This is a genomic window from Ruminococcus sp. (assembly GCF_016287535.1).
GTDB lineage: Bacteria > Bacillota > Clostridia > Oscillospirales > Ruminococcaceae > Ruminococcus.
Genome location: NZ_JAEFAJ010000040.1, coordinates 20932 through 27940, shown reverse-complemented (window position 1 = coordinate 27940; position 7009 = coordinate 20932). Strand labels below are relative to the sequence as shown.

Genomic DNA, 7009 nt, shown 5'->3' with positions numbered 1-7009 from the left:
AAAGAATACTCTCAGAAGTACGACTTATGAGAGAATGCTGCAGCTCAAGCACCGTGTTTATCCTGCTATTGGTCATCTTCGTATCGATAAGATAACTGCAAGGCAGTTACAGGGCTTTGTAAACTCTCTCGCTAAAGAGGGCGCAAGCGAAAAAACTGGTAAAGCACTTGCTCCAAAGACAATTCGTCATAATCTCAGCCTTATCTCGGATGTATTCAGCTATGCGGTAAGAATGGACATAGTATCAGAAAATCCATGCAGAAAGGTTGTTATTCCAAAAGGAGAGATCAAGGAGAAGCCTATCTATTCTCAGGAAGAGATAGCAAAGCTACTGACAGCTATAAATGGAGAAGCTACGAAATATCGCGCATTTTTCTTTCTTATAGCGTACAGCGGTTTCCGCAGAAGCGAAATGCTTGGTTTGGAGTGGAAGGATATTGACTTTGATAATGACATTATCAGTGTCAAGAGGACGTCCAATTATACAGCAGAGCGTGGCATATATACCGACACCACAAAGACTAAGCGCTCAAAGCGTGTGCTGAAGATCAGTCCATATATCATGGGTATCCTTAAAGAGCTGAAAGCCGAACAGGAGGAGGAAGCTATCCGCTTGGGTGACAAATGGGTAGAAACTGACCGCTTATTTGTTAAATGGAACGGTGAACCGATGAATAATCAGACTCCTTACGGTTGGTTGAAAGAGTTCTGCGAGAAGAATGATATGCCTTTCTATGGAATTCACAGTTTCAGACACTTTGCAGCTTCCGCCCTTATTTCTTCGGGACTTGATGTGGTTACGGTATCAGGAGCATTAGGGCATTGCAATTCAGGAACTACGCTGAACATTTACTCTCATATGTTCCAGACTGCGCAGGCGAAAGTGGCTCAGGCTATGGACGGAGCGTTCAGTTTTATTCCACAGGATGCAACAACTTAAAACAAATAGTCCGCTACTAAAATGAGCAGTAGCGGACAAATAGCGGACAAGCACCAAAATGGGCAGAAAAAAGAAACTCGGAAACCGCGATATTTCGCTGTTTCCGAGCTCTAACAGAAGTGACCCGTACGGGAATTGAACCCATGATTCCGCCGTGAAAGGGCGATGTCTTAACCTCTTGACCAACGGGCCATAAATTGGTAGCGGCAGTAGGATTTGAACCAACGACCAATCGGGTATGAACCGAGTACTCTAGCCAACTGAGCTATGCCGCCATAAGTAAAAGCAGGCGTCACCTGCGACTAAATTATTATATTACAAAAGGGGATAAAAGTCAAGTAAAGAGAAGAAATAAAAAACAAATTTGGAGACACTCACAATTTAACGCAGCATACCGAACATCTTGTTGGTGAAAATATGGTGGGGTGAGTTGACACAGCGGTGAAAAAATGATAAAATAATTTAGTAAAAAATATAGAACGGAGAAGATATATGGCTGATAAAAAAACAGTGGAATTTCTCATAAGAGCGAAAAAAGCGACATATGCAGGCAAGGGCGCGGAAGCGGAACCCTCCCGTCCTCAGTCTCACGACCTGCATTACAGAGAGGGCGAAATGCTTTACATAGACAGTTATCTTGGCGGAGAGCGTTTTGCAGGGGAGGAGGCTGTGTGGATAAGCGGTTCGCCTTACTGGAGCATGAATTATGCCGGAAGGGTACTCGGAGCGCCGTTCAGCGGAGATTTTCTCAAGGAAGCACTGCTTCGTGTGCCTTGTGAGAAGCCGTTCCGCGGCCCTGAGGAATACAGTGAAGGGGACTACACATACACCTGCAAAGCGGAGGGCAGTTTTGAATGGTTCAGTGGCTATGAGAGCATATCGTACAGGGGTGAAATGATATACGAGTGTTATTATCATGGCGGAACAATAAAATAGTATTAAGTGCAGCCTGACATGGCTGCATTTTTATATGCGGAATATCCACTTTGGGTGTAAATTATTCAATATTCAACTGTTTTCCGTTGAAAAAGTATCGATTACAGCCCCCTTATGAAAGCGCTTTCAAAAAATAACTTTCAGGAGGAAAAACATGATAACGATCTTAAAGGAAAAATTCATGAGCTTTGAGGATACGCGGTCAGTTGTACTCGCAGAGCTTGCAGTTGATGAAAAGACCGAGCTTCCCACAGCCGCGGGTATTGACGGAAGGATACTTTCACAGGGCACTCTTGCCTGGGAGATAAGCACAGGTATTCTTTACGGACTCACCGGCAGCGGGATATGGATAGATCAGGCTACGGGAGCCGAGTATGATCCCACGCCTGAATCTGAAACGCCTTCCCAGCCGGAGGAGTGAGCAGATGCTTAGAGAATTGCTCATAGCGAACAAAACAGGTATAGCCGATGATCTTCCGACCCGTCTTGCGGGGAAATGCATGAATATCGACCGTACTCCTAAGACAAGGGAGCTTACGGGAGCAGTACCCATGAGGTTCAATTCAGACGGCACTTCTCTGCTTGACTGGCATATAAAAGGCGCGGCAGGCGGAGTTGGAAAGCCGGGCAGGAACTATCTCAGAATGGTGCCCAAAACGGTAAGCGACGGTCTGGGAAAAACGATATCCTACAATTATTATTACGGAGATTACGGCGAAAACTATGAACTGGACGCCGGCAGCCATGATGTAGCCCCTATCGGAAGCAACAGAAAGGTGAATTATCAGCAGTGGATGGTGCCGACCTACGGCAGCGAGGATAATATAAGCGGAAATCACTATGTAAAGGACGGCAGGACCGAGAATTATGGTAACTGCTTCTGGTTCGCTGATCTTAAAGCAGGAACATACAAGCTTATATGCGAATATAAAACCGTATACTGGGACAGCTACAACTTTATGCGGTATGGATACGGATACCGTCACGGTTATTATTATTTCCTCAATAACGGTACAGAGGTAAAGCATCCTCATGTAAAGCTGATAGCGCCTGACGATACGGTAGTCCTGAACGAAAGACTGCTGAAGGACGGCACCGAGACCGCGACAACAATGTCGAGGCTTGAAGAAATGGGATTTATCCCCGGTACTTCGACTCTGACATGGTTTTACCACGAGGAGTTCACCTTTACGGTAACAAGCGATATGAAGCTTGGCTTCTTTGCGGTATTTCCGGCTTGCGCCCGATTCATGATAACCGATACCGATGTAGTTGCGAACAAGTCTGTTCAGGACACGTCGGTCAAGTCCTGCTGGGAGCCCTACAAAGTCACGCTGCCTGTCACGGTAACAAGTGAGGGGCAGACGAATACAGTGACCATAGACCTCGGCAGCTCGCCGCTTTACGAAAACGATACGCTTACCTTCACTGGTACGGGGAAGACTGTCCCGACGTACAGCGGAAGGAACATTATTGACGTTGATTCTGATGTTAAGCCCTCGGAGGTATATATCAAGTACAAGGGCTGGTAAGTGTCGGCATATAGCTTTGCAGGGGTACCGTCATGGTGCCCCTGTGTCAGTAAAAACGCTGTATAATACAGAAAAGCTCCCCGTAAAGGAGAGCTTTCACAGTTAATGTAACCGGATCAATTCATTCCGACTTGTTCCATAATGGTATGATATCCCTTGTGTTGGTTTGCCATAGTATCAATATATATATCAAATACTGGTTTAGCAGCCGAGCCTCCGGGTAGAAAGTTTAAAAGGAAATGAATTAAACCTTTGCCTTCATCAGGACTAATAGCGCTTGCTGTAAGAGTGTTGACAGACTTTGGTGCGACTGCTTTGGAGATAGCTGAACCTGCGCCGAGGAGGGTGAATGCCATTGCGATAGCTGTGAGCTTTTTGAATGTGTTCTTCATTTGTGATACTTCCTTTTCTCATAATATTTAAGGCTTATAATTTTTAAGGGTTTGCACAGCAGCCTTATGGAATATATAATATATTATCGTTCACCATTTGTCAACATATTTTAGTACAATTAACATTGCGTTCATAAAAAATTTACATAATCCAGCTTGCGCAATGGCATAATTTTTACCAAATCATCGCCACAGCCTTAAACTCTCCATTCTCAACTCTTCCTGTCCTTCTGTCTGAAAACAAGTGAAGCCAAGAGACCGAAAAGCAAAGCGGCGGTAACTCCGCCGGCAGCCGCGGTAAGCCCGCCTGTGAATACTCCCAACAGACCGTCGCTTGCTATGGTCTTTCTTATTCCGTCCGCAAGCAGGTGCCCGAAGCCGGTAAGAGGCACGGTGGCTCCCGCTCCTGCGAACTCAGCCAGCGGCTTGTAGAGCCCTACAGCGGAGAGTATTACTCCCGCGACCACATATCCGGTGAGTATACGTGCGGGAGTCAGTTTCGTAAAGTCTATGAGAAGCTGTCCGACGGCGCATAACGCTCCGCCGATGATAAAGGCTTTTAAAATATCTGTCAGCATAGCTGCTCCTTTCTGAGATGTACAAGGTGGGAAATCGAGGGTATGGTCTCGCCCTGCTGCAGCGACACAGGCGACATAAGAGCGCCGGTAGCCGCAAAGAGGATATCATGTGCTTCGCTGTTTTCGAGCAGGGGCAGGAAGTGACCGCATAGTACGCTTGCTCCGCAGCCGCAGCCCGAACCTCCGCAGTGAGTGTCCTGTTTATCAGGGTCGAATATCATAACGCCGCAGTCACGGTGCTGAGAGGTGATATCCACTCCTTGTTTCAGCAGAAAGTCCAGAAGGAGCTGGCTGCCGACGATTCCGAGGTCTCCCGTTACGATATAGTCGTAATCGCAGGGGGAAGTCCCGGTTGCGGAAAGGTAGCGCATTATCGTATCCGCAGCCGCAGGAGCCATGGCGCTGCCCATATTGTTTATGTCGCTGATACTGAGGTCGGCGATTTTTCCGATACAGCCTCCTGCGATATACACGCTGCCCTCTGTACGTGAGAGTATAACAGCTCCCGAAGCGGTGCAGGTCCACTGTGCTGTGGGAGTGCGCTGACCGCCGTAGGAAAGGGGAAAGCGGAACTGCCGTTCAGCAGTTGAGAAATGCGAAGATGTTACAGCCGCGGCAATTTCCGCAGCGCCGCTGTCAGTGAGAACGGCGGATATGAGAAGTCCCTCCGCCATAGTGGAGCAGGCTCCGTAAAGTCCGAAAAACGGAACAGCAAGCTCCCTTACGCTGTAAGCCGAACCGATACACTGGTTTATAAGGTCGCCTGCACAGATGACGTCTATATCCTCTCTGTCAAGCCCCGCTTTTACGAGCGCAAGTCTGACTGCTTCGAGCTGGAACTGAGTTTCAGCCTGTTCCCATGTTTCTCTGCCGAAGTGACTGTCAGTGACCACCTCGTCGAAGCAGCTGCCGAGAGGACCTTCACCCTCCTTTTCACCGACTACCGCAGCGTAGCTTTTGATCTTTACAGGAGTATCCGTGCGGAAAACTCCTCTTGCAATACGTTCTGCCATGATAATACCTCCGTTACGGGGATATTATGTGAAGAAAACTGCGGAATATACAAAAAGCGCAGGCATTATTGTCTGCGCTTTTGGGTTATTCTTTATTGAACAGCTTATCATAGGCGTCCCAGTATATTTCGTCAAGGTTTTCGCCTTTGCCCGCTGAAGGACCGTTTCCTTTTGTGGCATACAGTCTTGGTGAAACGTCGGATCCCGTGTTTTCGGGACAGCTTCCCACAGCTGCCTTGCGGTATGTCCATTCTTCTGAAGAGGCAAGGTATTCTACTCTGCCTTTTCTTACCACAAAGAAGTATTCGACATTTCCGGGAGGAGAATAGTATCCGATAGCTTTGTAGAACTTTTCGGAATCAAAGGGAACTGCGACATTTGATTCGATGTCAGAGCTTATGATGAATGTGCCTCTTATATTCTCGCCGCTGTTTTCAAGGTCGTGGATAGCAGAGTTTGCAGCTTCGTAAAGCTTGCCCGCAATAGCGTTTGCGTCTTTCTGATTTATCCTTTTTTTATGCCCTGCGATCGACGGGATAAATACGACTGCGCAGGTTATAAGGATAAGGGTAAATATAACTATGACTATTGCTAAAGTCGGACTTTTGCTTCTTCTGAAGGTCTGACCGTAGTAAGGATATGCAGGGTTCGGGGAATATGGCTGCCTGTAAGGCTGACCGTAACCGTTGTACTGCTGCGGAGCGTTATTATAAGGTCTCTGAGCCTGCTGACCATAGCCGCTGTACTGCTGCTGCGGAGCGTTATTATAAGGTCTTTGGGTCTGCTGACCATAGCCGTTATACTGCTGCTGCGGAGCGTTATTATAAGGTCTTTGGGTCTGCTGACCGTAGCCGTTGTACTGCTGCTGCGGACCGTTATTATAAGGTCTCTGAGCCTGCTGACCGTAGCCGTTGTATTGCTGCGGAGTGTTATTTTCAGGTCTCTGAGCCTGCTGACCGTAGCCGCTGTACTGCTGCGGAGTGTTATTTTCAGGTCTCTGAGCCTGCTGACCGTAGCCGCTGTACTGCTGCTGCGGACTATTATTATAAGGTCTCTGAGGCTGCTGACCGTAGCCGTTATACTGCTGCTGCGGAGCGTTATTATAAGGTCTTTGGGTCTGCTGCCCGTAGCCGCTGTACTGCTGCTGAGGACTGTTATTTTCAGTTCTCTGAGCTTGCTGCCCGTAGCCGTTGTATTGCTGCTGAGTAGCGTTATTCTCAGGTCTCTGAGCCTGCTGACCGTAGCCGCTGTACTGCTGCTGAGGAGTGTTATTTTCAGATCCCTGAGGCTGCTGACCATAACCGCTGTCCTGCTGTTGCGGAGTGTTATTTTCAGATCCCTGAGGCTGCTGACCGTAGCCGCTGTACTGCTGCTGAGGAGCGTTATTCTCAGTTCCCTGAGGTTGCTGACCATAAACGCTGTCCTGCTGAGAAGCAGCCGGCTTTGGCACTTTTTTTGTATAGCAGTTACATTTTTCGCCGTATTGGATAACTCTTCCGCAGACCCAACAGTATGGCATTGTGATCACTCCTTGTTTATGTTCTGTGCAATATCATTATAACACAGAGCTGAAAGGTTTGCAACAGTATTTGATGTCATATTTGTCCCTGCGCGGACA

8 protein-coding genes and 2 tRNA genes are annotated in these 7009 nt (G+C 47.7%); 4 read left to right on the top strand and 6 right to left on the bottom strand.

Annotated features, from left to right (window positions below):
• Positions 1–940, top strand: a 940-nt coding sequence (locus QZZ36_RS12300; protein WP_295082028.1) for a site-specific integrase, incomplete at its 5' end; no start/stop codon positions are given.
• Positions 941–1060: 120 nt separating this feature from the next.
• On the opposite strand, the gene QZZ36_RS12295 is transcribed toward QZZ36_RS12300, so the two are convergent.
• Both QZZ36_RS12295 and QZZ36_RS12290 read right to left on the bottom strand, forming a co-directional pair.
• Positions 1061–1132, bottom strand: a tRNA-Glu gene (locus QZZ36_RS12295).
• Between the two features lie 6 nt (positions 1133–1138).
• Positions 1139–1215: transfer RNA gene (locus tag QZZ36_RS12290), tRNA-Met, on the bottom strand.
• Positions 1216–1432: 217 nt separating this feature from the next.
• Here QZZ36_RS12290 and QZZ36_RS12285 point away from each other — a divergent pair.
• The 3 genes from QZZ36_RS12285 (at position 1433) to QZZ36_RS12275 (ending at position 3408) form a co-directional block, all read left to right on the top strand.
• A complete protein-coding gene (locus QZZ36_RS12285; protein WP_295082025.1) occupies positions 1433–1876 on the top strand; it encodes a DUF5680 domain-containing protein in 444 nt (147 codons plus the stop codon).
• 154 nt (positions 1877–2030) lie between these two features.
• Positions 2031–2297, top strand: a complete 267-nt coding sequence (locus QZZ36_RS12280; protein WP_295082018.1) for a hypothetical protein — start codon at positions 2031–2033, stop codon at positions 2295–2297.
• A 4-nt stretch (positions 2298–2301) separates the two neighbouring features.
• Positions 2302–3408: a hypothetical protein gene (locus QZZ36_RS12275; protein ID WP_295082015.1), complete on the top strand. Its 1107-nt coding sequence runs from the start codon at positions 2302–2304 to the stop codon at positions 3406–3408.
• Positions 3409–3524: 116 nt separating this feature from the next.
• Here the strand turns inward: QZZ36_RS12275 and QZZ36_RS12270 are convergent, their stop codons facing one another.
• From QZZ36_RS12270 to QZZ36_RS12255, 4 genes are all read right to left on the bottom strand, one after another.
• The gene (locus tag QZZ36_RS12270; RefSeq protein ID WP_295082012.1) at positions 3525–3800 is read right to left on the bottom strand and encodes a hypothetical protein; all 276 of its coding nucleotides are present in this window, start codon (positions 3798–3800) and stop codon (positions 3525–3527) included.
• 212 nt (positions 3801–4012) lie between these two features.
• The gene (spoVAE, locus tag QZZ36_RS12265) at positions 4013–4378 is read right to left on the bottom strand and encodes a stage V sporulation protein AE (protein WP_295082003.1); all 366 of its coding nucleotides are present in this window, start codon (positions 4376–4378) and stop codon (positions 4013–4015) included.
• The gene (locus QZZ36_RS12260; protein WP_295082000.1) at positions 4372–5391 is read right to left on the bottom strand and encodes a stage V sporulation protein AD; all 1020 of its coding nucleotides are present in this window, start codon (positions 5389–5391) and stop codon (positions 4372–4374) included. The genes spoVAE and QZZ36_RS12260 overlap by 7 nt, the downstream gene beginning before the upstream one ends.
• Before the next feature lie 85 nt (positions 5392–5476).
• On the bottom strand, positions 5477–6910 hold the full coding sequence (locus QZZ36_RS12255; RefSeq protein ID WP_295081993.1) for a hypothetical protein: 1434 nt from the start codon (positions 6908–6910) through the stop codon (positions 5477–5479).
• Positions 6911–7009 lie beyond the last annotated feature (99 nt).